This is a genomic window from Rhodococcus sp. G6(2025), from assembly GCF_058628105.1.
On the sequence record NZ_CP179750.1, the window covers coordinates 1323952 to 1350851 of the forward strand.

The following is a 26900-nucleotide window of genomic DNA, read 5'->3' on the forward strand; positions in this document are numbered from 1 at the left end:
CCGCTACGTCCCGTGGACTGGGATGAAGGAGCGGACGATGACGATCCGAGAATCGGCGAACTGTGCTTTCGGTGTCGCACGCTTGGCGTTCGATGCGGGAGCTGCCCTCCTGTCCGTTGCCGTGGCGGTACCCGTTGCCTTCGCCGCGGGCGAGGCGCGATCGATGGCACACGCGGCACGGGGCGACATCACGCCGGCCACCGGGCCGTCGGACAGCGAGCATGTGCACGACCTGGGAACCGTCGTCGAACTGATCTAGCCGGCGACCCGCTCGTCACCCGGTGCCGGAGTGAGCTCCGGTCATCAGGGCGGCGAGGTCGTCCGGTTCGAGGAACGACGGGGGCGGCGGCGGCCCCCAGGCGTACAGACCTTGCAGGCCGTGCAGCACTTCCGGGCTCCAGAGTTCGTCCTCGGGGACGGTGTCCATGTCGGAGTAGTACTCGGAGAAGTTCCCCGCCGGGTCCTTGAGGTACCAGAAGAAGTTCGCACCGGCGTAGTGCCGTCCGAGACCCCAGATGTGGCGTTCGGGGTTGTTCTCCAGCATCGTGTGGGCGCCGCGGCCGACCTCGTCGATGTCGTCGACCTGCCAGCTGGTGTGATGCATGAAGCTCACCGGTGCGGCCATGACGAGGACGTTGTGGTGCTCGACGGAGCAGCGCAGGAACGCGGCCTTGTCGCCCATGTAGTCGCTGACCTTGAATCCGAGACCGTCGGTGAAGAACCTCATCGTGGTCTCGAGGTCGGTGGACCCGAGCACCGCGTGCCCGAGTTTGCGGGGGCGCACCGGCTCGGTGCGGGTGAGGAACGGGGCCCGTCCCCAGCGGTCGATGCGCCCGGGCCCGTTGTAGGGGGTGGCCGCGACGGCGGGTTCGATGACGATCCGGGACCGGACCTGCGCCCGCACTCGCGTGCCGGTGACCGGTTCCACGGCACTGACGGACGTGCCGTTCTGACGGGTCGCCACACCGAGCCCGGCCAGCCGCGCACTGATGGAGGCGATGTCGTCGGGGTCGTCGGCGGCGACCGTCAACTCGACCAGTCGACGCGCGGGCGCGTGGACGATCTCGAGTTGTTCGCCGCCGTTGCGGGTGGCGAACACCCCGCCCTCGCGGTGTTCGAGGCCGAATTCGACGTAGTAGGCGATGGTCTCGTCGACGTTGGGAACGCCGAGGGTGACCTTGCCCAGTCCGTGCAGTGCCATGATCGCGTCCTCTACTTCGCGCCGGGATCGGCGACGAAACGCTGATGAAGTGTGCCGATGCCGTCGATCCAGCTGTCGAGCGTCTCACCGGCCTGCAGGAACCGCTGCGGATCGCGGCCGACGCCGACGCCGGCCGGAGTGCCGGTGAAGATCACATCCCCGGGGTAGAGGGTGACGGTGTGGGAGAGGGCGGCGACCAGCTTCGAGACCGGGAAGATCAGGTCGCGGGTGCGGCCCTTCTGCACTTCCTCGCCGTCGACGGTGCAGCCGAGTTCGAGGTCGTCGGGGTCGGCGAACTCGTCCGGGGTCACCAGCCACGGACCTTGCGGGGAGAACCCGGCGAAGGACTTGCCGAGACCGAATTGCGGTGCGGGACCGCGTAGCTGGGAGATGCGTTCGGAGATGTCCTGTCCGGCGGTGAGACCGGCGATGTGGGACCAGGCGTCGGCCTCGTCGATGTTGCTTGTTTCGCGGCCGATGACAACGACGAGTTCGATCTCCCAGTCGACGTTGCCACCGGCGGGAATCACGACGTCGGTGTCGGGGCCGGTGAAGCTGGACGCGTACTTGGTGAACACCGGCGGCAGTTGCGTGGGGGAGTCGAAGCCGGATTCGGCGGCGTGGGCGTGGTAGTTCAGCCCGACGGCGAACACCTGTCGGGGGGCCGGCGACGGTGCCCGGAGAAGGGACCGGTCGATCGGGACTCTGTTCCCCGTCAGCGCGTGGGTGTCCTGTTCCGCCACCCACCCGGTGACGTCGTCCCAAGCCTGGTAGACGGCGGGAAGTTCGGGGCCGAACCGGCCGCGGGAGGCGTGGGCGATGTCGACGGCCCGTTCGGAACCCTCGTCTCCGAAGACGAGAGCGGCACGGTTGTCGATGTTGGCGATACGCATGAAAGTGGTTCTCCTGGAGCGTTGTCTGTGGTGTGTGGTCAGAGGTCTGCGTTGACGGTGGCGGGCGTGGGCCTCGTATCGGAAGGGCCGGGGGTTACCTGCCTCGGTCCCCGCGGGGACGGCAGGGCCACGAAGGCGACGGCGCACAGCACCGTCAGCGCGGCGACGAGGTAGAGGACTGCGGTGTAGCTTCCTGTTCGGTCCACCACGGCACCGACCCACAGGGGCGCGATGCCGCCGCCGAGGACGAACGCCATGTAGGGGCCTGCATAAGCTTTTCCGAAGGCGGCGAGCCCGAAGTAGCGGGACGTGAAGTAGCCCACCATATCCAGCTCGGCGCCGAGCATGCACCCCAGCGTGAAGGCCAGGACGGGGGCGAACCCGACTCCGCCGACCGCGAACAGCACGACGCCGGTGGCACACAGCACGCAGAGCGAGGCCGCGACCGCGGTCGGCCGGAGGACGTCGATGAGCAGTCCGATCACCAGTCGGCTCAGGATGACCGCGAGTCCCATGATCGATGCGATCGATGCCGCACCGCCGACACTCATCCCGTACTGCCGAAGCATCGGGACCAGGTAGGGGATGAGGCCGGTGAAGGCGACCGACATCAGGCCGAATGTGAGGACCAACCGCCAGTAGAGGGGGTTCCGGCGGATGGTGGCGAAGTCGTCACCGTCGTCGGCCGCCAGTCCGGGCGTGCCCAGCGTGCTTACGCTTCGGGGTGCGACCTTCAGGAGGAAGAGGGTGGGGAGGGTTCCGGCGAGCGCGATGCAGGCCAACGTGAGGTAGCCGAGCCGCCATCCTTCGAGTTCGATGACGCGGCCGATGGCGACCGGAATGATGGCGCCGGAGAGTCCCATCCCCATCATCGTGATGCCGAGCGCGAGGCCCCTGGCGCGGTCGAACCAGCTGCTCACCGCCCGGGTGAAGGCAATCGGTCCGGAACTTGCACCGAAGAATCCGATCAACGCCATCGCTGTCATGTAGGCCGGCACCGAGTGCACGACCGTTCCCAGTGCGGCGAATCCGGTTGCCAGGCACAGTGCTCCGGCAATCGTCGGGGCCTTCACTCCGAACTTGTCGACGGCGTAGCCGACGACGGGGGCGGCGAGCGCCATCCCGAAGGTCAGCAAGGTGATGGACAGCCCGTACATCGCAGCGCTGAGGCCGATCTCCCTACCGAGATCGCTGGTGAACAGACCCGCCGAGTAGATGGCGAGCCCGGATACCCCAGTGCCGACACCCACGGCGGCCGCTGACAGAGTCGGCCACCCGCGCCGGAATTCGTCCCCGCGTGACATGGTCAATGCCTTGCTCCTTTGTTGCGGTGGTGATGACCATCACTGTTCCTGTTCTCGGGTTATCCGGGAAGCGGCAGTTCGTGATGGAGGGAATTCGTGCGGCGAATACACCCTGTTCGGGCGGGGTACGCGCCCACGAGTGCTAGCGGCCGGCGCGTCTTCCCAGAATCCGTCGTTGCGATGCCGCCGCCGCTTTCACGAGAGCGGACGGATCACACCCGAGCACGACTCCGCCGCGCTTGACGAATCGGCCGCCGATGAGCACCGAATCGACATTGCCCTCGTGAGCGGCGAGAACCACCGATGCCACCGGATCGAGTACGGGCACCAGGTTCAGGTCCGTTGCACGCACCAGGACGATATCGGCCTGCTTGCCGGGAGTGAGCGAGCCGATCCGGTCGTCGAGTCCGATCGCTCTCGCCCCCTCGATGGTGGCGAATGCCAGCACATCTTGCAGGAACAGCTGCGCACGGTCGGCCGCGACGGAGCTGTGCCCGCCGCCCATCCACGAACGGTGATAGCCGAAGAGCATTCGCATCTGCGTGAACATGTCTCCGCTGCATTTGGTCTCGGTATCCCCGCTGAGGCTCGGTCGTACACCCGCGGCGAGCATCCGGTCGAGCGGGATGTCGCCGATGCCTTGCGAGTTGAGTTCGCAGTGCACGCCGATCGACACGGTGGCACCGGCATCGGCGATCATCGCGAGTTCGGCGTCGGAGGAGCGGCAACAGTGCACGAACGTCAGGTCGTCGGCGAGGAGGCCCGCCTCGTCGTACTGGGCCACGGCGTGGACCGGTTCGTTGTGCGGGTACGCACCGGCATGCACCGACGTGCGGATGCCCAGGTCGCGCGCGAGGGCGAGGTCGGCCTGCCACACGCCGGGCGCCGCCATCTCGGGGCCCCTGGCCGCCATGGCCAACGTCACGAGTCCGCCCGGGTCGGAGAAGTGCTGCTTCTGCAGCCGTTCGATGTCGGCCGGGTGGGTGAGCATGCTGTTCTCGGTCCACCGGCCGTTGCCCTGCAGTGGCCATCCGTGGCCGAAGACGGCACGGATACCCGCCTCGCGCAGACCGGTGACCGCAGCGTCGGAATGCTCGGGTGAATTCTGGATGTGGGACCAATCGAAGAGGGTGGTCGTCCCGGCGCTCGACGCCGACACCGCGCCGAGGAGGTTTCCGATCCTGACGTCCTCGGGCTCGTACGCCGCTCCGATTCCCCTGAGCATTTCGTCGAAGTACTGGAGGGGATCGAGTTCGGCGTATCCGTGCCGCATGACGCTCTGCCAGGTATGGCGGTGAGTGTCGACGAATCCGGGAAGCGCGATCATTCCGTCGACGTCGACGACCTCGACGTCCGGCTCGACGTCGATCCGTGTGTCGATTCCTGCGATCAGATCGTCGCTGATCAAGATGTCGGCTCGGTCGAAGTTTCCGATGGCCGGATCGACGCTGACGACCGTTGCGCCCCGGAGCAGGGTGCGGCGTGGTGTGGCATGACTCGGGTCCATGAGTGTCCTGTTCGGAGAGAGGCAGAGTGTCTGCCTCAGTCTCATTTTCCCGCGGTTATTTGGGAACGCCGGGTTGCCTATAGTTTGTATCCATGAGCTCGATACAGCGGATCTCCGGCCATCGCGCCAAGCTGGACCTCAACCTCATCGTGTCTCTGGACGCGCTTCTGCGCGAGCGAAGCGTGAGCCGCGCGGCGATCGAAGTCGGTCTGAGTCAGCCGGCAATGAGTGCGGCGCTCGCGCGGCTTCGGAGGTACTTCGGCGACCCGCTACTGGCCCGGGTCGGCAACTCGTATCAGCTCACGCCGCTCGCCCGCAGCCTGGTCGAGCGCACGACGGTGGCGATCTCGGCGGTCGATCGAGTGCTCGACGCCGAGCCGGGTATCGAGATCGAACGGTCCAGCCGCGAGTTCACCCTGATCATGTCCGACTACATGCTCGCCGCCGTCGGGGACACGATCACCCGCGATCTGCTGGCGCAGGCTCCGCACCTGCGCATCAACTTCGTCCAGTTGCGACCGGAGATCGTCGACCGTGCATCGGACAGCCTCCGTACCGCTGATGCCCTGGTCGTACCCCGCGGCTTCGTCAGCGACCTGCCCTCGGTCGACCTCTTCTCCGACCGGTGGGTCTGTGTGGTGGCCGAGGACAACGAGCACATCGGGGACGCCGTACGGCTGGACCAGCTCACCGAATACCCGTGGGCTGTGTTTCAGACGCACCCCCACGCCGCGACGACACCGTTGCATCAGGTCCGGGCGCAGGGGGTCGAACCGTATGTGCAGGTTGTCGGCGAAAATTATCTGGCTCTGCCGTATTTCGTCGCCCACACCGATCGGATCGCGCTTCTGCCGGAGCGATTGGCGGCCCGGATGAGCGGCGGAATGGGAATTCGGTCGGTCGACTTCCCCTTGAATCTCGCCCCACTGAACCATGCCCTGTGGTGGCATCCGATGTACAACGCGGATCCCGAACACCGCTGGCTCCGAGCGCAACTCGTCAAGTCTCTGGAGTGAGTGCCGAACCCGGCGCGGGAGGGTCGTCTCGGGTACGCGCGAGACGACCCTCCCGGCATTTCAGTCGACGGCGAGGCACCGCTTGATCGCCAGCTGAGCATCTTCGCGCGCGGGGGCGTCGGCGCTGGCCCACGCGATGTATCCGTCGGGCCTGACCAGGAGGCTCGTGACCTCACCCAGCCCGGGGGGTGCGAGAACGATGTGGCCGGTGTGTGCGCGTACCGGCGCGCCCTGCAGTGCGAGGTCCGCGTAGGTGCCCGCCCCGGTGGCGTCGATGAGGACGAGTGCAGAATCGCGCAGCATTTCACCCATCCTGATCGGACCGGTCGCGGTGACGAGATCCAGGTCGGGGCAGCGGTATCCGACCATCGGATGGTGGTGTGACTCAGCAGGGTAGGGGAAGGACAGCCCGTTGAGTTCGAGCCCGATTCGGCGATTGACCTCCGGAATGGGCAACAGGTCGCGTTCGAACATCCGCTTGAATTCCACCCCCTCCGGTGTGAAGTCGAACTGGACCGAACACTGAGCCGCGACACTTCTCAGCAGCGCCTCGGCCACCGGGCGCCGTTCGGCCTCATAGGTTTCCAGGAGTGCCGGTCCCGCGTGTTCGTTGATCACCGCAGCGAGCTTCCACCCGAGGTTGAACGCATCCTGGATGCAGAAGTTCATCCCGACGCCGCTGGCCGGGTAGTGGATGCGAGCCGATTCGCCGACGAGGAACACTCGACCCTGCTGGAATTTCGTTGCGATTCTGAGCGAATCGGTGAAACGGGACGCCCACACCAGATCGTCGAACGGCAGGTCCTTCTCGAGGACATCGGTGAGGCATCGGCGAACCTCGTCGGCCGTGACCGGCTCCGCCGCAGGGGCGTGCCTGCGCTCGGCGTGCACGATGTTGAACCGGGTGATGGATTCGTTCTCGCCGAACGGAAACGAGGTGACCCACCCCTTGTCGTTGTCGATCATCCGCCGCGCTTCGGGCCAGGGCCGGTCCATCCTCAGGTCTGCCACGATTCCGGTGAATGTCGGCCCGTGGCCTTCGAAATCGAGACCGAGTTGCGATCGCACGATACTTCGCCCACCGTCGGCGCCGACCAGGTAGTCGGCTGACAGGCTCACGGGCCCGTCCTCGGCCGTCGCGGTCACGGTCACGGCGGTGGACTGCTGGACGACGGATTCGACGGTCACGCCGTGCCTGACGACGACTCCGAGACGGAGGGCTTCCTCGAGCAGCAGTTCCTCGGTGTGGTTCTGGGGAAGAACCAGCCGAAACCCGAACCTCGATTCGAGGTGGCGCCATTCCACGGGTTGCATCCCGGCCCAGATATGCACGGGAATCAGCGGATTGGAACGAATCGTCGCGGCCCTGTCGATGAACTTCTGCGCAAGGCCCCGAGAATCGAGGAGCTCGAGAACTCTCGGCAGAACGGTCCCGGCTCGTGACTGCACCGGCTGCGTTCGACGTTCGAGGACGACGACGTCGACTCCGGCCCGGGCCAGTTCGGTCGCGACCGTCAGACCCGACGGTCCGCCGCCGACAACTATTACTCGAGCGGTCATTTCGAATCAATCTCCTTGTTGTACGGCATCGTGGGAGGTGGGGGCGTGGGGCAGGACCGGTCCAGGTGTTCGTGTAGGAACGCGGCGACTTCGGCGATCGTGATGTCCGTGTCGAACGCGGGATCCTCGTGATTGGCACCTTCGAGAAGGCGCAGGCGCACCGTCTCCCCGCGGCGTCGAAGTTCCTGTGCCATCCGCCGGCTCTGCTGCACCGACGTGACCGAGTCGCGTGTTCCGTGGAGCAGGAAGACCGGCACGTGGATGTCATGCGCGTTCGCAAATGGGCTGATGGCGGCGAGGTCGCGATCGCTCACAGTCGACTCCTCGACTCCCAGCAATCGGGCCCTCAGGTAGCGAGACGACGGCGGTGCGGGGACCCCTGGCGGCCAGTCCTGCTCGAGGATCTCACGCGGTATCGGCGAGCCGGCGTCCGGACGGTCGAGGTCGCCCCGTGCGGTGAGGTCGTAACAGCCGAAGTAGCCGACAGCGGCCTGCACGGCTGGACCGGGCAGATCGTGCGGTGTCCGTGAAACCGCCGGAGTGGCGGTGGCCAGAAGCGCGAGATGGGCACCTGCCGATGCTCCCCAGAGCGCGACCCGAGTCGCGTCGACACCGAAGCCTTGCCCGGGACCTTTCAGCCACTCGAGCGCGGTCGCGATGTCGATGATCTGGGCGGGGAGGGGAGCGGCGGTGGAGGGGCGGTAGTCGATGCTCGCGACGGCAAATCCGTGCCGCGCGAGCCGTTCCGCCCGCGCAGCATGACTCTTGCGAGAGTCGATCATCCAACCACCGCCGTGCAGGTAGAGGACGACGGCGGGGGCGGCAACGTCGATCGGCAGAGTCAGATCCAGGCGGAGGATGTGCCCCCCGGGACGCCCGAATTCGATGTCGGGACAGGATTGGATCTCGTAACGGGCGGGCTGCCCGACCGGGGTTCTCACGTTGACGTCACCTCTTCGCCTGGTCGCGGGTCCACTCGGCGATGTGGCCCGTGGCTCAAGGGTGGCGGATCAGGGAGTATTCGGGAATCGGCAGTTCGATATGGCGGGAATCCACCGGGCGAATAGCTTCAGGTCGGGGTGTGATTCGATGCCGGCGGAGGGCAACAGCGCCGGGCGCGGCATACTCTGACTCGTCACCGCGCCTCCCCGCGCCGAAATCGTTGAAAGATGGTACTTACATGGCAGATTCACGGATCGCGTCCCTGACACCCGCCGAGCTGGACGTCGAGCAGAAGGCGTTGTACGACAGCATCGTGACGGGGCCGCGGGCTCAGGGACCTCAGCTGTTCGCGCTTCAGGATGACCACGGCAGGCTCAACGGGCCGTTCGGGTTGATGCTGCATGTGCCCGGGCTCGGCTCTGCGTTGCAAGAACTCGGAAGTGCGGTGCGCTATCGGACGGCGATGACCGCCCGGATCAGAGAAATCGCGATACTCGCTGTCGCGGCCGCAACGGAAAGCCAATTCGAACGTTACGCCCACGAACGGGTCGGACACGCCATCGGACTGAGCGACGAAGAGATGACGGCACTTCGGGGTGGCGACTTCGGTTCCGAAGACGCCACCGAACAGGCCGCGTACGACGTGTGCCGTCATCTGCTCGGGGGCGCCAACACCCTCGGAGACGAGGAATTCCGCCGATTCGAAGCCCACCTCGGTCACTCGGCGCTGCTCGAACTCGTGGTGCTCGTGGGCTATTACCGGACCCTGTCTCAGATGATGAACGTCTTCGACGTCGGGGCACCTGCGGGTCTCGAAGACGAGTAGAACACCGCAGCATCTGTTTCAGCGTCGGCGGGAACGGCGCAGCCGGAGCCGGCTGTAGGTGACGGCCGCAAGCACGCAACTGATGAGCACCAGCATGGCGATGCTGAGCAGCCACCACGATGCGGCATGCTGCCAGAGCGTATCGGGCTCGGTGCCCGTGGCGTTCGTGCGCAGGTCCACCGTCGAGGCGGCGGCCGCGAACCCCCAGCGGGACGGGAAGAGCCACGACACCTGTTCGAGCACGGCGCGTCCGGTGATCGTGATCAGTCCTCCGCACATCACCAACTGCACCATGATCGTGACCACCAGCATCGGCATCACCTGCTCGTTCGAGCGGGCCACCGACGACAACGCCAATCCGACCAGGACGCAGGAGCAGGTGGTGACGGCGATGTCCACGATCAATTCGACGGAGCCGGAGGGGATCGCACTGCCCCGGCCCGGAAAACCCTTGCCCACGAAAACGATCACCACCATGATCACCGACTGCACGATCGCGGCGGCGCAGAATACGACGATCTTCGCCGTCAGGTAGGCGGACGGGAGCAGGCCGGCGGCACGTTCGCGGTGATAGATCATGCGCTCTCCGACCAGATCGCGGATGGTCAGTGAGCAACCCATGAACGCGGCGCCGAGGATCAGCACGACCAGAATCTGGGTGAGTTCGCCGGATTCGTCGAGGCCCGACGGGCCGAATCCGGTGTCGCCGGGCACGAGCACGGCCAGGCCGCCGAGCACGAACGGGAGAAGGGACAGGAAGATCAGGTACCCACGGTCGGCGCGGATCAGCCGCGCCTGGCGGCGGACGACGGTGCTCAGCTGCTTGCGCCGCGACGTGTGCGCGGGACTGCCGAGAGGTCCGGGCGGGCTCGGTGGTGGCACCTCGACGGCGGGGCGGGTGGCGCGGTACTCGGCGAACACCCCGTCGGGGTCGGCCGCGACACGGGAGAAGATGTCGGCCCAATCGGTGCTGCCCAGCGCGGCCCCGACCCGGTCCGGCGGGCCCACGTAGGCGGTCTTGCCGCCCGGTGCGAGGAGCAGGACCTGATCGCACATCTCGAGATACGACAGCGAATGCGTGACGATGACGATGACGCGGCCAGAATCGGCGAGGCGGCGCAACGTCGCCATGATCTGCCGGTCGAGTGCAGGGTCGAGACCCGAGGTCGGTTCGTCGAGGATCAGCAGGGACGGGCCGGTGAGCAACTCCATTGCGACGGACGCGCGTTTGCGTTGTCCGCCGGACAGCCGGTCGACCCTCGTGTCGGCGTGTTCGGACAGCTGCAGTTCGTCGAGGACCGTCGCTATCACCTCCTCGCGGTCGACCCGGGTGGTGTCCGGCGGCAGCCTCAGCTCGGCGGCGTAGCCGAGCGCCTGCCGGATGGTCAGCTGCCGGTGCACGACGTCGTCCTGGGGGACCATCCCGATGCGGGAGCGGAGCACCTGGTATTCGGCGTGCACGCTGCGTCCCTCGAACTCGACCACACCCTCCGTGGGGCGTTCCGAACCGGAGATGATGGTGGCCACCGTGGTCTTTCCCGCGCCGGAGGGGCCGATCACCGCGGTGAGACTCCCCGGCTGGGCCGTGAACGTGACGTCCTCGAGCAGCCGCCGCCCGCCCTCGATGGTGAGCCCGACGCCGTCCACCCGCAGCCCGCCTGCGGTCGGAGCCACCACCTGCCGTGGAACCAGCCGGCCGTCCTTCACACTGAGGTCGGTGTTCCCGATCGTGACGACGTCGCCGTCGGTCAGCTGCGCGCGCGACACCCGGGCGCCGCCGACGAACGTGCCGTTGACGCTCCCCAGGTCGTCGATCTCGAGGCCGGACGGCACGTTGTGGACGATGGCGTGATGGCGTGAGGCCAGCACGTCCCGGACGACGATGTCGTTGTCGGGTGACCGTCCCACCGTGAGTGATCCCGTCGGGACCGCCTCGTGCGGTGTCGGGGGCGGGGCGCTCCAGGCCCCCACCTCGATCGTCGACTCGTCCCATCGACCGCCCACGTCCTGTCGCGTCGCGTCGGGATCCTCGACCGAGATCCGCACGACCGGCCCCTCGACCGCGTCGCCCAGCCGGACGAGGACGGGGTTCGTGACGGGAACCCTTTCTCTGCGCTCGCCGTCGACGAAGATCCCGTTCTTGCTATCGGAGTCGACGAGCTGCCATCCCTCGTCCCACGTCAGCCGTGCATGCTCGCGCGACACCACGGGATCGACGATCGTGATCTCCAATTGCGGATCCCGGCCGATACGGACGGCCTTGCCCGCGCGGTAGCTCGCCCGGCCGTGTTCGGTCTCGACCACGACCCGCGGGTGCGCTGTGTTCGCCCGGTCGTCCATCGCCACGGCCTCCGGTCAGCGTCATCGGGCGTAGAGCGTCGACTCCATCCATGGTCGCATGCACGCCCCGGGATTCGTCGGCATAACGCTCACTCTCGGTACCCCCGCGGCCAGGAAGTGAGGAACACTGAGCCGGGTGAGTACGTCCCTGGCGAATCCCGGTGTCGGACTGGCTGTGCTGTGCACCGTGATGGTCGTGTGCGCGGCGGTGGTCTACCGCTTCACCCACCTCGGTAGCCCACTCGTCGTGCCCGGTGCGGCGATTCGAGGTGCCGCCCAGCTCGCCGCGGTGTCCCTGATCCTGGCTGCGGCTCTCGCGCATCTGTGGTCGTCGATCCTCGTGCTCGTCGTGATGTTCGCGGCGGCGGTGGGAACGTCCGCTCGCCGTGCGAAAGCCGGGCGGTCCGCCGGGTGGCTGGCGCTGTCCCTCGCCGCGGGTGTCGGCATCGTGTTGCCGTTGATGCTGGTCAGCCAGGTGGTGCCGCTCGAAGGTGTCGCTCTCGTTCCCGTCGGCGGAATCGTGCTCGGTGGGGCGATGACGGCCACCTCACTCGCCGCGCGACGCGCGCTCGATGCGGTCGAACAACGGTGGGGTGAGGTGGAGGCGGGGCTCAGTCTCGGGCTCGACGTCCGTGATGCCCGCATGGAAGTGGTCCGGTCTGCCGCCTCGGATGCGTTGCTCCCGGGACTCGATCAGACCCGGACCGTCGGGCTGGTCACCCTGCCGGGGGCGTTCGTCGGGGTGCTGCTGGCAAGCGGTTCCGCCGTTCAGGCCGGGGCGGTCCAGATCCTCGTCCTGGTCGGGCTGCTGCTCGCGCAGACGTGTGCGGTGGCCGTCACGATCGAACTGGTGGCCCGGGAAGCCGTTCACCGGCCGAGACTCCACACCGCGCGGACATGAAGGATCCGGGTCTGGCCCGAACGCCGGTCAAGTGCATCGTCGGTCCCGCATACTGGTCGGTGGTCGGTCCCTGCTGACGAGGCGGTGTCTTGTGGTGCATCCCGAGGTATTGGTGGTCGGAGCTGGTCCGGTCGGTCTGACGGCGGCGATCGAACTGCGCAGGCGAGGCGTCGCCTGCCGCATCATCGATCCCCTGCTCGAGCCACCGCAGTACGCGAAGGCGGTGGGGATCCAACCGCGCAGCCTCGAGGTGTTCGAGAGCATGGGTGTGCTGCGGCACATCCTGGACGCGGCGATCCAGATGCGCGGGCAGATCGTGTACGTCAACGGCGACGAGGTGGCCCGTCTGGAATTGTCGCTACCGGCCGACGTCCCGTTCGAATTCATCGGGCTGCCGCAGTACGAGACCGAACGCATCCTCACCGAATACCTGGCCACGTTCGGCACCACGATCGAACGAGGAACGAGACTGACGGCGTTCGAACAGGACGACGACGGCGTCGTCGCCACGGTCACCGGCGCGGACGGCGACGAAACCGTCCGAACCCAGTACCTTTTCGGCTGCGACGGCGCCCACAGTGTGGTCCGCAAGGGACTCGGCCTCACCTTCGAGGGCGGTGCGTTCCTCGAGCAGTACATGCTCGGCGACGTCGAAGTCGACTGGTCGATGCCCCGCGGCTACGGGATCCGGTCGATGCATCAGACGGACGGCGAGACCGACGACCTGCTCGTGTGCATTCCGCTGCCCGGGCGCCGCCGCTACCGGATGTCGATGCTGGTGCCCAGCGACCTCGCCGGCACCGGCACCCCCGCGGCCGACAAGATCGCGCACGGTTTCGAGGCGGGACCGAAACCGGAGCTGAGCCACATCCAGGCCGTGCTCGACCGCCTGTCACCCGAGCCGACGCGGGCGTCGAACCTCCGCTGGTCGTCCATCTTCCGGATCAGCCACCGCATCGTCGACTCGTACGGGCGCGGGCGGGTGTTCGTCGCGGGCGACGCCGCCCACATTCATCCGCCGACCGGCGCGCAGGGTATGAACACCGGCATCCAGGACGCGCACAACCTGGCGTGGAAGGTCGCGCTGGCCGTGTCCGGCGCCGCGGCCCCCGACCTGCTGGACAGTTACGACGCCGAACGGCGACCCATCGGGGAGGAGGTGGTGGGACGCACCGTGCGCAGCGCCCGGGAGGGGATCGGGGCGGGGTCGTCGGATCCCGACTACGTGATCCGACGCGAGGCCCAACTCCTCATCAGCTACGCGGACAGTCCGATCGTCGCCCAACCGGAGTCGAATGCGGCGCTCGCGCCCGGCACCCGGGCGCCGGACGCCCGCGGGCTGACCCGTGCCGCGGTCGCGTTTCCCCTCCGGCTGTTCACTCTCCTCGCGGGACGGAACCACACGTTGCTGCTGTACGCCGACGAATCGGTCGACGCGCGCGGGCTGGAACTGCTCGAGGCCGCGGCGACGTCGGTGGGCGCGGCGACCCGGGGACTCGTCGACACGTACCTCGTCGCGTCGCCTTCCGCCGAGGTCGGGGAAACCGTGCTTCCCCTCGTCCGAGACCGTGACGGCGAGTTCGCGCACGCGTACGGCGCGGAGGGTTCCGCCGCGTTCGTCGTCCGCCCGGACGGCTATCTGGGGTTCCGGCAGAGTCCGGTCGCGGTCGACGGTCTCACGGAGTACCTGAAGTCGACTTTCCGCTGAGCTCGGGAGTGGTGGGCAGGCCGCGCCGGATGTCACCCGGCGCGGGCTTGCCGAGCGGCGCCCCGACGCGGGTGGCCGAATCGAGCAGCCACGGCACGCTCGTGACCATCACGCCGGACGTGAACAGCAACCTGCCCTTGAGGCGCAGCGCATTCTGGTTGTGCAGCAGGTGTTCCCACCAGCGACCGACCACGTACTCGGGGATGAAGATGGTGACGACGCCGTCCGGAATCCGTTTCCGGACGGATTTCACGTACCCCACGATGGGCCGGGTGACTTCACGGTAGGGCGATTCGAGGACTTTCAGCGGCACCGGAATTTCGTACTTCTCCCACTCCCGCTGCAGTTTTCCGGTGTTGTCGCCCAGCACGGTGACGGCTTCCAGGGTCGTCGGATGGGTGGCGCGGGCGTAGGCCAAGGCCCGGGCGGTGGGTTTGTTGAGCACGGACACCAGCACGATGGTGTGCACCTGGGAGGGGAGGGTGAAGCTGTCCTCGTCGACGACGAGGACGGCCGCGATCCGGTCGTAGTGCCGCCGCACCCCGCGCATCAGGAAGAACAGGATCGGCATGGCGATCACCACGAGGTAGGCGCCCTGGGTGAACTTCGTGATCGTGACGATGATCAGGACGGTGCCGGTGAGGACGGCGCCGGTGCCGTTGAGGGCCCGCCGGCCGTGGATTCGACGACGTTCTCGGGCGTCGGATTCGGTTGTCAGCACACGGTTCCAGTGCCGGACCATGCCCGCCTGGCTGAGGGTGAACGACGTGAACACGCCGAGGATGTACAGCTGGATGAGGTGGGTGACGGACGCGTCGAACAGGACGATCAATCCGCCCGCCGTCACGGCGAGGAGCACGATGCCGTTGCTGAACGCCAACCGGTCGCCGCGGGTGTTCAGCTGGACCGGGAGGTAGCGGTCACGGCCGAGCACCGAGGCGAGCAGCGGGAAACCGTTGTAGGCGGTGTTCGCGGCGAGCACGAGGATCAGCACGGTCGCGGCCTGGACATAGAAGAAGCCGATGTTGGTGGTGCCGCCGAACACGGCCGCCGAGATCTGGGCGATGACGGTGCGCTGCGGATCGGTCTCGCAGTTTCCGGCGAACCCGATCAGATCGCACGGGTTCACCGCGACGTGCACCTTGGCGACGATGGCCAGCGCGGTGATTCCCGCGAACATCACGATGGCCGTCGCGGCCATCGCCATGAGTGTCTTCGCGGCGTTGGCGCTCTTGGGTTTACGGAACGCAGGCACCCCGTTGGAGATCGCCTCGACACCCGTCAGCGCGGTACATCCGGAGGAGAACGCGCGCAGCGCGAAGAACACGAGGGCCAGACCGGTCAGCCCGGACAGTTCCGGTTCGATGGTGTACCCGGCGCTCTCGGCGACAGGTGTCGAACCGGCCGCGACGCGGACGAACCCCGTCACGATCAGGATCATCACCCCGGCGATGAACCCGTACGTCGGGAAGGCGAACATGGTCCCCGATTCGCGGATCCCGCGCAGGTTCATCACCGTCAGCAACACGACGAACGCCACGGCCAGCGCCACCCGGTGCGTGTTCAGCGCGGGCACGGCGGAGATGAGATTGTCGACGCCCGCCGACACCGACACCGCCACCGTCATGACGTAGTCGATGAGCAGTGCCGACGCCACCGTCAGACCCGCGGACGGACCGAGGTTCTTCGTCGCCACCTCGTACGAGCCGCCTCCGCTGGGGTAGGCGTACACCACCTGGCGGTACGACAGGGCGACCACGGCGAGAAGCACCACGACCCCGGCCGCCAGATACGGCGTCAGGTAGAAATAGGCGAGACCGCCCAGGGACAGGATCAGCAGGATCTCCTGCGTCGCGTATGCCACGGACGACAGAGGGTCGGAGGCGAAGATCGGCAGCGCCAGACGCTTGGTCAGCAACTGCTCCCCGAGGTCGTCACTGCGCAGCGGGCGTCCCAGAGCCAGCCGCCGGACCGCTCGAACGAGAGCCACCACCAGTTCAGCGTAGAACCAGGCGCTTCGCGCCCGTGCGCCTTTCCGGTTGTTCCTGCTACCGAAAAGGCGCACGGGTGCGGAGCGCCCGGTGCACCGTGGGATTGCTCCGGCTCGGCGCGTGGCGAACAGGCGGCGCCGCACGCGTTTCGGGAGGCCGGCCTGTCCGCGATGGTCGGCCGAGATGTCGGCGACGCCGCGACCGTGATCGACCGCACCGACCGGGACGAAGCGACGGGCGTGATTGCACTGTCCGAGACGGTGCGGGCCGCTCATGCGCTGGCGGACGATCTGGCGGTCGCGATGGCGGACCTGCCGGGCCGGCGACCGCTGGTGGTCGGAGGCGACTGCAGCATTCTGCTCGGGATCTTTCCCGCGCTGCGCAGGCACCTGGGTTCGGCGGGACTGTGGTTCGTCGACGGGCATCCGAATTATCTCGACGGACGGTCCTCGGACACGGGCGAGACGGCGGACATGGAGCTCGCGGTGCGGTGACGTACCCCCAGCCGGGAGGCCTCGACTGGGATCAACTCGCCGACGTCGTCGCACCACTGGCGCGGTCACCTCGACTCGTGGGGGGTCAGCGTCGCCGACTTCCGCCCCGGATCTCGATCCCACCGGCGACCAGGCGACCCGAGTGCTCGACTTTCTCGGACGCACCCTGCCGTGAGCGGGAAGATCCGGGTTCCTGTCGTCGTTGGACTGGGTCGGCACCTGCCGCGGGCTTTGTGACCGAGCTCACATCCACTCCCTCCGGGAATTGATCGCAGGCTTGGCACGTTAGTTGAGTGAGTAACGCTCAACTTATAGGAGGCTGAGGAATGCCAGCATTCTTCGGGCCGGAGGGCCCAGGTCGCATCGACATCAGTCGGCTCATGAGTCGCTCCACCCAGGAACTCATGGCTGCTGCTGCCCGCTTCGCCGCAGGTCGTGGCGACGCGGAACTCGATGCGCTCCACGTTCTGCGCGTCATGACAGAACACGAACCCGTCACCTCTCTGATGCGCCGCGCAGGCGCCGACACGTCGGCCGTCGCCGATGCCGTCGAACTGCGTCTGCCCCAGAGCCGTGACACGTCAGGCTTTGCAACACCCGCACTGAGCGGCGCGCTGAAGACGGCGCTGCTCGAGGCGCACCAACTCGCGCGCGCCCTCGGGTCCACCTACATCGATCCCGAGCACCTCTTCCTGGCGCTCGCCGCGGATCAGGACCACGCCGCCGGACGCCTGCTCGCGTCCGAGGGAATCACCCCGGAGCGCCTGCAGACCGCCGTGCAGGGTGGATCGGTGGAGGAGGAGTCCTCGAACTCGGGGACCCCCACGCTCGACAAGTACGGCTTCGACCTCACCGAACGCGCACGCGGCGGCGGAGTCGACCCGGTGATCGGGCGCGCCGACGAGATCGAGCAGACCATCGAAATTCTCTCGCGCCGCACCAAGAACAACCCCGTGCTGGTCGGTGAGGCCGGCGTCGGCAAGACGGCGGTCGTCGAGGGCCTCGCCCAGCGCATCGTCGACGGCGACGTCCCCGACCGCCTGACGGGCAAGCGCATCGTCCAGCTCGACCTGTCGAGCATGGTGTCGGGCACCCGCTACCGCGGTGACTTCGAGGAACGCCTCAACAAGGTGATCGACGAGATCTCGGCCCACTCGGACGAGCTGATCGTCTTCATCGACGAGGTCCACTCCATCGCCGGTGCCGGTGGCGGCGCCGACGGCGCGATGGATGCGGGCAACATCCTCAAGCCGAAGCTCGCCCGCGGTGAGCTGCACATCGTCGGTGCGACGACGCTCGACGAGTACCGCAAGCACATCGAGAAGGATCCGGCGCTCGAACGTCGTTTCCAGCCGGTGACGGTGGCGGAGCCGAGTGTGGAGGATGCGGTGGCGATCCTGTCCGGTCTGCGTGACCGGTACGAGGAGCACCACGGCGTCCGTTACACGGACGAGGCGATCACGGCGGCCGTCGAGCTGTCGGCCCGTTACATCGGTGACCGCTTCCTGCCGGACAAGGCGATCGACCTGATCGATCAGGCCGGGGCCCGGTTGCGGCTGCGGATGCCGAGCGTCGACGTCGAGGCTCTGCGGGCGAAGCTCGCGGAACTCGAGCAGGCCAAGGAACAGGCCGTCGCCGACGAGCAGTACGAGAAGGCGTCGCGACTGCGGGACGAGGCCATGGAGGTTCAGGCCCGGATCGACGGGAAGGCGGTCGGCACGAACGACGTGACGCCCGAGGTGACTGCCGAGCAGATCGCGGAGGTCGTGTCGCGGGCCACTGGAATCCCGGCCAGCCAGATGACCGAGGAGGAGAAGGAACGCCTCCGCCGGCTCGAGGACGAACTGCATCGTCGTGTCATCGGCCAGGACGACGCCGTGCGGGCCATCGCCCGGGCGGTGCGCCGCAGCCGCACCGGCATGAACGATCCGGATCGTCCCGTGGGCAGCTTCCTGTTCCTCGGACCGACCGGTGTCGGCAAGACCGAACTGGCGAAGGCGCTGGCCGCCACGCTGTTCGGTGACGAGAACAAGATGCTGCGACTCGACATGAGCGAGTTCGGTGAACGTCACACGGTCAGCCGACTCGTCGGTGCCCCTCCCGGCTACGTCGGATACGGGGAGGCGGGACAGCTCACCGAGCAGGTCCGCCGGAACCCGTACTCGGTGATCCTGCTCGACGAAATCGAGAAGGCGCACCCCGACGTGTTCAACACGCTGCTGCAGGTGCTCGATGACGGCCGGCTCACGGACGGTCAGGGCCGGACGGTGGATTTCAAGAACACCGTTCTGATCATGACCAGCAATCTGGGGTCCGACATCATCTCCAGCAAGTCGGGTGCGCTGGGCTTCAGCACCGGTGACGCGGAGGCTTCGGAGAAGCCGCTGCGGGATCGGGTGATGGGCCGGCTGCGTGAGTCGATGCGTCCGGAGTTCCTGAACCGGATCGACGAGATCGTGATCTTCCGCAAGCTCGACACCGAGCAGCTGCACCGGATCACCGACCTGCTGCTGGACGACAGCCGGAAGCGTCTGCAGTCCAAGGGCATCGAGATCTCGTTCAGTGAGGCCGCGGTCGATTGGATTGCCGAGCACGGACACCAGCCCGAGTTCGGGGCGCGTCCGTTGCGCCGGTCGATCCAGCGGGCCGTCGACGATCGGATCGCCGATCTGCTGCTCGACGACGTCCTCGTCGAGGGTGGCAGCATCGCGGTCGGAGTGTCCGACGACGAGTTGGATCTCGTAGTCGGCTGATCCCCGACGTGAGTGGCAGAGTGTGCTTCGGCACGCTCTGCCACTCACGTGTGTGGGTAGCCCCTTGCCCGCCCTCGCCGTCTCGGATCAGCACCCGGTGATGAGGTGTGCGTCGTGCACCGTCACCTGTGCGGTGTGCAGGGCTGCAATGTGATCCGGGTGTGTGCCCGGAGCGTTGCCCTCCACGCCGGAGAAGAGCCGAATTACCGTCGACTCGCGGTGTGTGCTCGCCTCCGAAACGGTTACCTACTACCCAGCCTGTTCAGTCGAGCAACTCGACTTCCCAATTCTCCTTCTGCACTTGCAGATCGATTTCCCGGATCTTCCGGGCGAGATCGTCTGCCGTCCGCCGCAGATCCCGGACGGGCAACGCCGCGACGAAGACGAGTTCGGAGCGGAGTTGCCTGCCGTATCGGTCCTGCTCACGACCGGAGGCGGCATCCGCGGCGGCCGACACCACCCGGTGCCGGATGCGCAGCATGTCCCGGCGGGCCAGTGCGTCCGTGATGCTCGCGTCGCCCAGTGGTGCAGCGGTATTCGTCCGATTGATTCTTCGGACGAGGACCTCCAGGCGGTCCAGGACCTCCTCGAGTTCGACGAGGAGCGCCGCGGCGTCCTCCGCCGGCGACTCGCCCTCCTGGTGTCGTGCGTTCGTGAGGATGCGCGACTTCAGGTGCTCCACCCGACGCGTCAGATCGCCCCGTTCGGCCAGTGCCTCAGCCAACTTCACGGTTACCTCCTTTCTCGAAGTCGTTGTAGCACAGCGTTAATGGTGAATGGAAAAGTGTCCGGCAGGGAGCGGACGGGTCGCGGCACCGTGAAGGGGGCGATCGAAGCGCGTCGAACGCGCGGGTGAATTCCCCGAACCATCGTGTCGGAGAGATATCTCGGTGGGCGCTCATGCGCCTTTCGTCGAGTCGAATTCGAGCATCTTCAATAGGTACCACATTCGCGCCCGTGTGGCGACAGTCGATTCGCCCCAGGTGAGTGCCGAAGTGTGTTCCGCCGTTCGTTGGCACTCACGTGCTGGTGGGGGCGACTATCCTCGAGGGCATGCGAGCGGAAGACGGCGAATTGACCTCCAAGCACCAACCGTTGCTGGTGCTGAGCAAGATCACGGAGATCCTCGATGCCTTCAGCCTGACGCGTCCGTCGATGACGCTGGGGGAGATCCACCAGGCGACGGGACTGCCGACGTCGACGGTCCAACGGCTGGTCAGCAACCTCGTGGCGCAGGAATTCCTCGACCGGTCCGGCGACCAGATCCGGATCGGCGTGAAGATGGCGTTCTGGGCCGCGACGGCCACCAAGGGACTCGACATCCTGGCTGTCGTCACGCCGGTGTTGAAGGAGATCCGCGACGCCACCGGCGAGACCGCCAGCTTCTTCCGGGTCGAGCAGGGCTACCGCGTGTGCGTGGCCATCGCGGAGACCGAGCACGCGCTGCGCCGGAACATGTACGTCGGAAAGATCGTCCCCCTGCCCGCGGGATCGGCGGGCCGGGTGTTGCTCGCCTGGAACCCGGACCTCACCGAACAGGTCCTCGCCGGCCCCATCGAGCCGATGACCGAGGGCACCGTCACCGACACCGCGGTGCTGCGTGAACTGATCCACCAGGCCAAGGCCGACGGATACGCCATCACCGCGGGCGAGCGGGAGGACAGCGCCTCGGGACTGGCTGCGCCCGTGTTCGATTCGTCCGCCGACGTGATCGGCGCTCTGGCGATCAGCGGGCCGACACTGCGCATGCCACGCGAACAGTGCGAGAAATGGGTGGATCTGCTCGTCGGCAGCGCCGAGCAGGTCACCCGGACGCTGGGTGGCCGCTACCCGTCATGAGCTGCGCCGCGATCGCGCGGCCGGCGTCGCGCATGGCCGCGGCGTCCGTGGCGACGAGGACGCCGGCGAACCGGGACCGGTAGTCGCCGAGATCGTCGCCGACGGAGCCGACGACGGCGTACACCGGGGCGGTGCCCGCGCGGGCGAGGATCGCGGAGATGATCTTGCCCGCTTTCGTCTGCCCGTCGAGCCTGCCCTCGCCGACGACGATCGCCGACGCGTCCGCGGTCAGGGTGTCGAAGCCGATCACGTCGAGGATGTAATCGGCGCCCGAGCGTAGTTCGGCGCCGTACCGCGCCCACATCCCGCCGGAGAACCCGCCCGCCGCACCGGTCCCGTCGACACTCGACGGGTCGCGGGGCAGGGCCCGCGCCTTCGCCTCGAGTTGCCGCGTGAGGACCTGCACGGCGCCCGAGTCGGCGCCCTTCTGTGGTCCGAACACCCTGGCGGCGTCGACATACCGGGTGGTGACGTCGGTCAGCACGGTGACGGCGGCGCCCCGGAGTCCGCCGCCCGCCTCGATGGCGGCGACGGCCCCGGTGCCTCCGTCCGTGGTCGCGGACCCGCCGGCCGCGACGACGATGTGCCGGGCACCGCGCCGGGCGGCGTCGGCGACGAGCATCCCGGTGCCGTACGTGGTGGCGGTGACCGGGTCACGGGGGCCGTCGTGCGGCGTGGTGATCCCGGAGGCTGCGGCGATCTCGATGACCGCGGTCCCGTCGTCGGACAGTCCGTACGTCGGCCGGCACGGGCTGCCCCACGGGTTGCGGGACCGGGTGGTGACCGGGCGCAATCCGAGGGGGACGGTGAGAACGTCGAGGGTGCCCTCGCCGCCGTCGGCGACCGGCAACCTGATCGCGGTACCGCCGGACGACTCGACCCCCGTCGCGACCGCGTCGGCGACCTCGCGGGCGGTGTAGGTGCCCTTGAAACTGTCGGGGGCGATCAGAACCGTCATGAGTTCCACGCTTCCGGGTTGACCGGATGCGGGGGAATCCGCTTCTGCGCCATGGCCACAGCGTTCTCGGCGCACAGCCTCGCCATCTCGGCGCGCACCGACACCGTGGCACTGCCGAGGTGGGGGAGCAGGACCGTGTTCGACAGTTCCGCGAGCCCCGGGGCGAGCGCGGGTTCGTCCTCGTAGACGTCCAGCCCGGCCCCGGCGATCTCCCCGGATTTCAGGGCGGCGACGAGGGCGGCTTCGTCGACGACGGGACCGCGGGCGGTGTTGATCAGGATCGCGGAGGGCTTCATCGCCGCCAGCACGCCCGCATCGACCAGGTGGCGGGTCTGCGCGTTGAGGGGCACGTGCAGCGACAGGTAGTCGCTGGTGGTGACGAGGGTGTCCCAGTCGGTGTGGGTGACGAGTCCGGCGAATTCGCCGAGTTCCTCGTCCGAGACCGGCCGGTCGCCGGGCGGCCGCGGGCAGAACAGCACCTGCATCCCGAAGGCCAGTGCCCGTTTCGCGGTCGCCCGCGCGATCCGGCCGAATCCGGCGAGACCGAGCGTGCGCCCCGAAACATCCTGGCCGAGGAGCAGATTCGGTTCCCATCCGGTGAACTGTCCGGCGCGGACGAACGTGTCGGCCTCCACGGCGCGGCGGGCGGTGGCCATGATCAGCAGCATCGCGACGTCGGCGGTGGCGTCGGTGAGCACACCGGGTGTGTTGCCGACGAGTATCGAGTTCGCGGTCGCCGCCCCGATGTCGACGTTGTTGAACCCGACCGCGTAGTTGGAGATACCGCGGATCTTCGCGGCGGCCAGGAGATCGGCGTCGAACGTGTCGCGAAGCTGGGACACCACCACGTCGTAGTCGCCGGACACGCAGACCTCCCGCAGCCGGGCGGCGTCCGGAAGCTCGTCGGGAACGTCGACGCTGCCCGCGGCGCGCAGCAGCGTGAGGGCGGGTTCGGGGATCGGGGTGGTGACGTAGAACCGCGCGGCGCTCACCGGCCGCCTCCGATGACCCACTCGAACGCGGTGGCATTGGAGCGTGCGCCCTGCGCGGCCTTGGACCGATTGGCTTCGCCGAGTTCGGCGAGGGTCTTCTCGGACAGTTCCACGAGGGAGCCGAACGTGGTGGGGTTCAGCCAGTCCGGGCGGGTGGCGAACAGCAGGTCCTCGCTGGCGGTGTTGCCGCTGGCGCCGGGTGCGAACGGGCAGCCGCCGAGTCCGCCGAGGGCGCCGTCGACGGTCATCGCGCCGGCCGCGACCGCGGCGAGACTGTTCGCGACCCCGAGACCCCAGGTGTCGTGGCCGTGGAAGACGATGCCGCGCTGCGGGGTTTCGAGCCGTACCCGGGAGACGAGCGAGTACACCTCGGCGGGGACGGCCTGGCCGAGGGTGTCGCAGACGACGACGTCGACGGCGCCGTGGGCGCGCGGGTCGTTGGCGATGTCGATGACCCGCTGCTCGGGCACCCGGCCCTCGAACGGGCAGGTGAACGACGTCGCGATGCACAGCTGGATGCTGCCGCCGACCTGCTGGGCGAGTTCGATCGCGGCGGGCATCGCGGCGAGGCTGTCCTCGGTGGAGCGACCGATGTTCGCCTGGTTGTGGGAATCGGAGGCGGAGAAGCAGTACTGGAAATGTCGTGCGCCGGCCGCGGCGGCCTTCTCCACGTGCCGGGGCGTCGCCACCCACACCCAGCAATGATCGAGTTCCTCCGGGGTCAGCTCCGAGATCACCTCGACGGTGTTCGCCATCGGCGGGACCAGGTCGGGGCGGGCCATCGACCCGATCTCGAGCGCGGGCACGCCGAGTTCGAGGAGCCGGCGGGCGATCTCGAGCTTCCGGGCGGTGGGCAGCATCTTGCCCGTCAACTGCAACCCGTCACGCAGGGTGACGTCGCGGAGCAGGGTGCGTGATTCGAAGGACTGCGTCATGAGAGGCCACCTACCGTGTCGTTGACGATGGAGTCGATCTGTTCCGGGGTCTTGCCGAGCACCGTTCCCAGGACCTCCCGGGTGTGCTCGCCGAGGTCCGGTCCGACGTTGCGGATGGGCAGCGACTTGCCGCCGATCACCGGGACGATGCCGGGGAACCCGACCTGCTTCGGCTCGGCCTCACCGGTGTCGACGGTGAACTGCTGAATCATGTTGCGGGCCGCGTACTGCTCGTCGCTGCAGATGTCGGCGGCGGTGTTGATCGGACCCGACGGCACCCCGGCCGCATCGAGGATCTTCAGCGCCTCGTCGCGCGAGTACTGGATCGTCCACTGGCCGATCGCGGTGTCGAGTTCGTCGCGGCGCGCCCACCGTCCGGCGTTGGTGGACAGGTCCGGGTCGGCGCCGAGGTCGGGACGGCCGATGGTGTCCATGTAGCGCTGGAAGATGGCGTCACCGTTGCCGGCGATGATGATGCTGTCACCGTCGCTGCAGATGTACGCGTTCGACGGGGCGATGCCCTCCATCCGGCCGCCGACGCGTTCGCGTTTGATGCCGTACGCGAGGTAGTCGGGGATCAGCGACTCCATCATCGACAGGATCGATTCGTTGAGGGCGACGTCGATGATCCGATGCGGCAGGGACGGACCCGGGGTTCCGGCGACCTTCGCGGCTTCGCGCTGGAACAGGGCCATCACCGCACCGAACGCTGCGTAGAGGCCGGCGATCGAGTCGCCGATCGACACCCCCACCCGCACCGGTGGCCGGTCCGGGTCGCCGACGAGTTCACGGAATCCGCCCGCGGCCTCCGCGACCGCGGCGAACCCCGGCCTCTGCGACATCGGCCCGGTCTGCCCGAACGCCGAGATGCGGGTGATCACCAGGTCCGGATTGGCCGCGTTCAACGCGTCCGGTCCGATGCCCCACTTCTCCAGGGTGCCGGGCCGGAAGTTCTCCAGCAGGATGTCGCACTTGGCGGCGAGGTCCAGGACGAGCTGCCTGCCTTCCTCGGTGCGCAGGTCCAGCACGATCGACTTCTTGTTGCGGTTGATCGTGCGGTACAGCATCGAGGTGTCGCCGGAGTAGAGCCGCCAGTTGCGCAGTTCGTCGCCGGTCTTCGGGCGCTCCACCTTGATGACCTCGGCCCCGAAGTCGGCGAGCATGCGGCCCGCGGTCGGAGCGGCGATGTAGTTACCGAGCTCGAGTACCCGAACCCCGTCGAGGGGCCGAATGGTGTTGTCGGAGAACATGGTGATCCTTAACTGATAGTGACGCTCAGAGAACGAGGCTCATGGGCAGGACGAGCAGTATTGCGACGACCGATGCCACCGATACTCCCACCGAACACGTCTTCAGCGTGCCTCGTGTGGTCTGACCCATCAAGGACTGCAGCAGCCAGAACGTGTTGCTGGTGACGTGCACCGCGAACAGGGAGCCGGCGCCGGCTGCGAGGGCGATGAGGACGGGGTCGAGGCCGAGGGTCGGGGCGATGGGGGCGAGGACGCCCGCGGCGGTGATCGCGGAGATGGTCACCGAGCCGACGGCGACGTGCAGGACGGCGGCGATCACCCACACCATCAGCAGCGGAGCGGCGTGATTGGCGGTGAAGTACTTGCCGAGGATGTCGCCGAGACCGGCCGCGGCGATGGTCGCGGCGAGGGACCCGCCGACGCCGGTGAGGATGAGAATCTGGCCGCTCTCGCTGAAACCGCTGGCGATCGCCTTCTGGACGCGGTGCTGGCCGACGGTGAGGCGTCCGACGAAGCTGGTGCCGATCAGTCCGATCAACAACGCGATGAGCGGTTCGGACATGAACGACACGACCGGATTGCTGATCTCGGCGATGTCCAGGATCGCGCCGGTCGCGATGAGCAGGAGGGAAACGAGCAGCGGAGCGAGGAGCAGGATGAGGGGGCGGTCGTGCGCCGCGCGCCCGGCCGTGACCTCGGTGACGGTCGCGGCGCGTTGCGCCTGGGCGACGCCGCCGCCGGCATCGGGCCGCGGGGTGGTCCCGCCGCTGCCGCCGTCGGTCCATTGGTCTTCTTCGTCGTCGACGACCGTCTGATGGAAGTGCTCTTCGTCCTTCTCCGGGTTCCACCAACCGCGGGTGAACAGGAAGGACATGATCGCGACCGAGATCGCCACGGTCGGGATCACCAGGATGAGTCCGAAGATCAGCATCTTGCCGAGCGGCACACCGAGTAGTCCGGCGAGGGCGAGGGCGCCGACACCGGGAACCATGAGCACGATGCCGCACTCGAGGCCGATGGCGAGGGCGGTGGCCATGCGTGCGGTCCCGACGCGGCCGACCTTCGGTGCGAGGTTGCGGGCGAGCGGGGCGGAGATGACGAGCAGGACGTCGAGGAAGATGGACTGCAGCAACGTCGCGATTGTCAGCGATAGCGCATAGGGCATTCGTTTCGGCCCGAACACGCGTAGAAGTGTCCCGACCAGGCGCTGGATCGCGCCCATTTCTTTCAGCATGGCGCCCATCAGGACGCCGAAGGCGATCAGAAGTCCCACTTCGGCCATGATGTCGCCGAAACCGGTGCTGATGACTTCCACCGTTTCGGCCGTGCCGAGTCCCGTCGTGAGTCCGAGGTAGGCGGATCCGACGACCAGTGACACCACTGGGTTGAACTTGAAACGCACGATCATCAGAACGACCGCCGCTACGGCGACCGTGGTGTTGATCAGGATTGCTACGTCTGACATGTGCGCGTCCTTATCGAGGAGGCGG

22 protein-coding genes are annotated in these 26900 nt (G+C 67.6%); 8 read left to right on the forward strand and 14 right to left on the reverse strand.

The window, feature by feature from the left end:
* Window positions 1-37: 37 nt before the first annotated feature.
* Window positions 38-259: a hypothetical protein gene (locus ACLIVD_RS06355; RefSeq protein ID WP_105413018.1), complete on the forward strand. Its 222-nt coding sequence runs from the start codon at window positions 38-40 to the stop codon at window positions 257-259.
* Window positions 260-274: 15 nt separating this feature from the next.
* Here ACLIVD_RS06355 and ACLIVD_RS06360 read toward each other — a convergent pair whose 3' ends face one another.
* The 4 genes from ACLIVD_RS06360 to ACLIVD_RS06375 form a co-directional block, all read right to left on the reverse strand.
* A complete protein-coding gene (locus ACLIVD_RS06360; protein WP_283354427.1) occupies window positions 275-1201 on the reverse strand; it encodes a VOC family protein in 927 nt (308 codons plus the stop codon).
* Between the two features lie 11 nt (window positions 1202-1212).
* Window positions 1213-2094, reverse strand: a complete 882-nt coding sequence (locus ACLIVD_RS06365; protein ID WP_283354428.1) for a fumarylacetoacetate hydrolase family protein — start codon at window positions 2092-2094, stop codon at window positions 1213-1215.
* Window positions 2095-2132: 38 nt separating this feature from the next.
* Complete coding sequence (locus ACLIVD_RS06370) at window positions 2133-3398, reverse strand: MFS transporter (RefSeq protein WP_283330960.1); 1266 nt, start codon at window positions 3396-3398, stop codon at window positions 2133-2135.
* Window positions 3399-3540: 142 nt separating this feature from the next.
* The gene (locus ACLIVD_RS06375; RefSeq protein ID WP_283330691.1) at window positions 3541-4905 is read right to left on the reverse strand and encodes an amidohydrolase family protein; all 1365 of its coding nucleotides are present in this window, start codon (window positions 4903-4905) and stop codon (window positions 3541-3543) included.
* Between the two features lie 92 nt (window positions 4906-4997).
* Between ACLIVD_RS06375 and ACLIVD_RS06380 the strand changes: the two genes are divergently transcribed.
* Window positions 4998-5921 carry a LysR family transcriptional regulator gene (locus ACLIVD_RS06380; protein ID WP_280778669.1) on the forward strand — a complete coding sequence of 308 codons (924 nt, stop codon included), beginning with the start codon at window positions 4998-5000 and terminating at the stop codon, window positions 5919-5921.
* 60 nt (window positions 5922-5981) lie between these two features.
* Here ACLIVD_RS06380 and ACLIVD_RS06385 read toward each other — a convergent pair whose 3' ends face one another.
* A complete protein-coding gene (locus ACLIVD_RS06385) occupies window positions 5982-7481 on the reverse strand; it encodes an FAD-dependent oxidoreductase (protein ID WP_317570994.1) in 1500 nt (499 codons plus the stop codon).
* Window positions 7478-8422 carry an alpha/beta hydrolase gene (locus ACLIVD_RS06390; RefSeq protein ID WP_491932134.1) on the reverse strand — a complete coding sequence of 315 codons (945 nt, stop codon included), beginning with the start codon at window positions 8420-8422 and terminating at the stop codon, window positions 7478-7480. Before ACLIVD_RS06390 ends, ACLIVD_RS06385 begins: the two co-directional genes overlap by 4 nt.
* A gap of 239 nt (window positions 8423-8661) precedes the next feature.
* Between ACLIVD_RS06390 and ACLIVD_RS06395 the strand changes: the two genes are divergently transcribed.
* Window positions 8662-9249, forward strand: coding sequence for a carboxymuconolactone decarboxylase family protein (locus ACLIVD_RS06395; protein ID WP_317570995.1), 588 nt, complete (start codon window positions 8662-8664; stop codon window positions 9247-9249).
* A gap of 18 nt (window positions 9250-9267) precedes the next feature.
* On the opposite strand, the gene ACLIVD_RS06400 is transcribed toward ACLIVD_RS06395, so the two are convergent.
* Window positions 9268-11589 (reverse strand): FHA domain-containing protein, encoded by a 2322-nt coding sequence (locus tag ACLIVD_RS06400; RefSeq protein ID WP_491932135.1) that lies wholly within the window; start codon window positions 11587-11589, stop codon window positions 9268-9270.
* Window positions 11590-11725: 136 nt separating this feature from the next.
* Between ACLIVD_RS06400 and ACLIVD_RS06405 the strand changes: the two genes are divergently transcribed.
* Both ACLIVD_RS06405 and ACLIVD_RS06410 read left to right on the forward strand, forming a co-directional pair.
* On the forward strand, window positions 11726-12490 hold the full coding sequence (locus tag ACLIVD_RS06405) for an ABC transporter permease (RefSeq protein WP_280778664.1): 765 nt from the start codon (window positions 11726-11728) through the stop codon (window positions 12488-12490).
* Window positions 12491-12581: 91 nt separating this feature from the next.
* Window positions 12582-14198 (forward strand): FAD-dependent monooxygenase, encoded by a 1617-nt coding sequence (locus tag ACLIVD_RS06410; protein ID WP_280778663.1) that lies wholly within the window; start codon window positions 12582-12584, stop codon window positions 14196-14198.
* Here the strand turns inward: ACLIVD_RS06410 and ACLIVD_RS06415 are convergent.
* Complete coding sequence (locus tag ACLIVD_RS06415; protein WP_280779167.1) at window positions 14167-16191, reverse strand: APC family permease; 2025 nt, start codon at window positions 16189-16191, stop codon at window positions 14167-14169. The genes ACLIVD_RS06410 and ACLIVD_RS06415 overlap by 32 nt on opposite strands.
* Window positions 16192-16359: 168 nt before the next feature.
* Between ACLIVD_RS06415 and ACLIVD_RS06420 the strand changes: the two genes are divergently transcribed.
* Window positions 16360-16683, forward strand: coding sequence for an arginase family protein (locus ACLIVD_RS06420; protein ID WP_348539579.1), 324 nt, complete (start codon window positions 16360-16362; stop codon window positions 16681-16683).
* A gap of 326 nt (window positions 16684-17009) precedes the next feature.
* Complete coding sequence (locus ACLIVD_RS06425; RefSeq protein WP_491932136.1) at window positions 17010-19436, forward strand: ATP-dependent Clp protease ATP-binding subunit; 2427 nt, start codon at window positions 17010-17012, stop codon at window positions 19434-19436.
* A gap of 262 nt (window positions 19437-19698) precedes the next feature.
* Here ACLIVD_RS06425 and ACLIVD_RS06430 read toward each other — a convergent pair whose 3' ends face one another.
* The gene (locus tag ACLIVD_RS06430; protein WP_280778660.1) at window positions 19699-20166 is read right to left on the reverse strand and encodes a DIP1984 family protein; all 468 of its coding nucleotides are present in this window, start codon (window positions 20164-20166) and stop codon (window positions 19699-19701) included.
* 323 nt (window positions 20167-20489) lie between these two features.
* On the opposite strand from ACLIVD_RS06430, the gene ACLIVD_RS06435 reads away from it, so the two are divergent.
* Complete coding sequence (locus ACLIVD_RS06435; RefSeq protein WP_025431892.1) at window positions 20490-21275, forward strand: IclR family transcriptional regulator; 786 nt, start codon at window positions 20490-20492, stop codon at window positions 21273-21275.
* Here the strand turns inward: ACLIVD_RS06435 and ACLIVD_RS06440 are convergent.
* The 5 genes from ACLIVD_RS06440 to ACLIVD_RS06460 are packed head-to-tail and all read right to left on the reverse strand — an operon-like array spanning window position 21241 to window position 26875.
* Window positions 21241-22233 (reverse strand): glycerate kinase, encoded by a 993-nt coding sequence (locus ACLIVD_RS06440; RefSeq protein WP_491932137.1) that lies wholly within the window; start codon window positions 22231-22233, stop codon window positions 21241-21243. The two genes, ACLIVD_RS06435 and ACLIVD_RS06440, sit on opposite strands and share 35 nt — an antisense overlap.
* A complete protein-coding gene (locus tag ACLIVD_RS06445) occupies window positions 22230-23225 on the reverse strand; it encodes a 2-hydroxyacid dehydrogenase (RefSeq protein WP_491932138.1) in 996 nt (331 codons plus the stop codon). The genes ACLIVD_RS06440 and ACLIVD_RS06445 overlap by 4 nt, the downstream gene beginning before the upstream one ends.
* Window positions 23222-24160 (reverse strand): hydroxymethylglutaryl-CoA lyase, encoded by a 939-nt coding sequence (locus ACLIVD_RS06450; RefSeq protein ID WP_105413003.1) that lies wholly within the window; start codon window positions 24158-24160, stop codon window positions 23222-23224. The genes ACLIVD_RS06445 and ACLIVD_RS06450 overlap by 4 nt, the downstream gene beginning before the upstream one ends.
* Window positions 24157-25410, reverse strand: coding sequence for a CaiB/BaiF CoA transferase family protein (locus tag ACLIVD_RS06455; protein ID WP_491932139.1), 1254 nt, complete (start codon window positions 25408-25410; stop codon window positions 24157-24159). Before ACLIVD_RS06455 ends, ACLIVD_RS06450 begins: the two co-directional genes overlap by 4 nt.
* A gap of 25 nt (window positions 25411-25435) precedes the next feature.
* Window positions 25436-26875 carry a GntP family permease gene (locus tag ACLIVD_RS06460; protein WP_491932140.1) on the reverse strand — a complete coding sequence of 480 codons (1440 nt, stop codon included), beginning with the start codon at window positions 26873-26875 and terminating at the stop codon, window positions 25436-25438.
* Window positions 26876-26900: the final 25 nt, after the last annotated feature.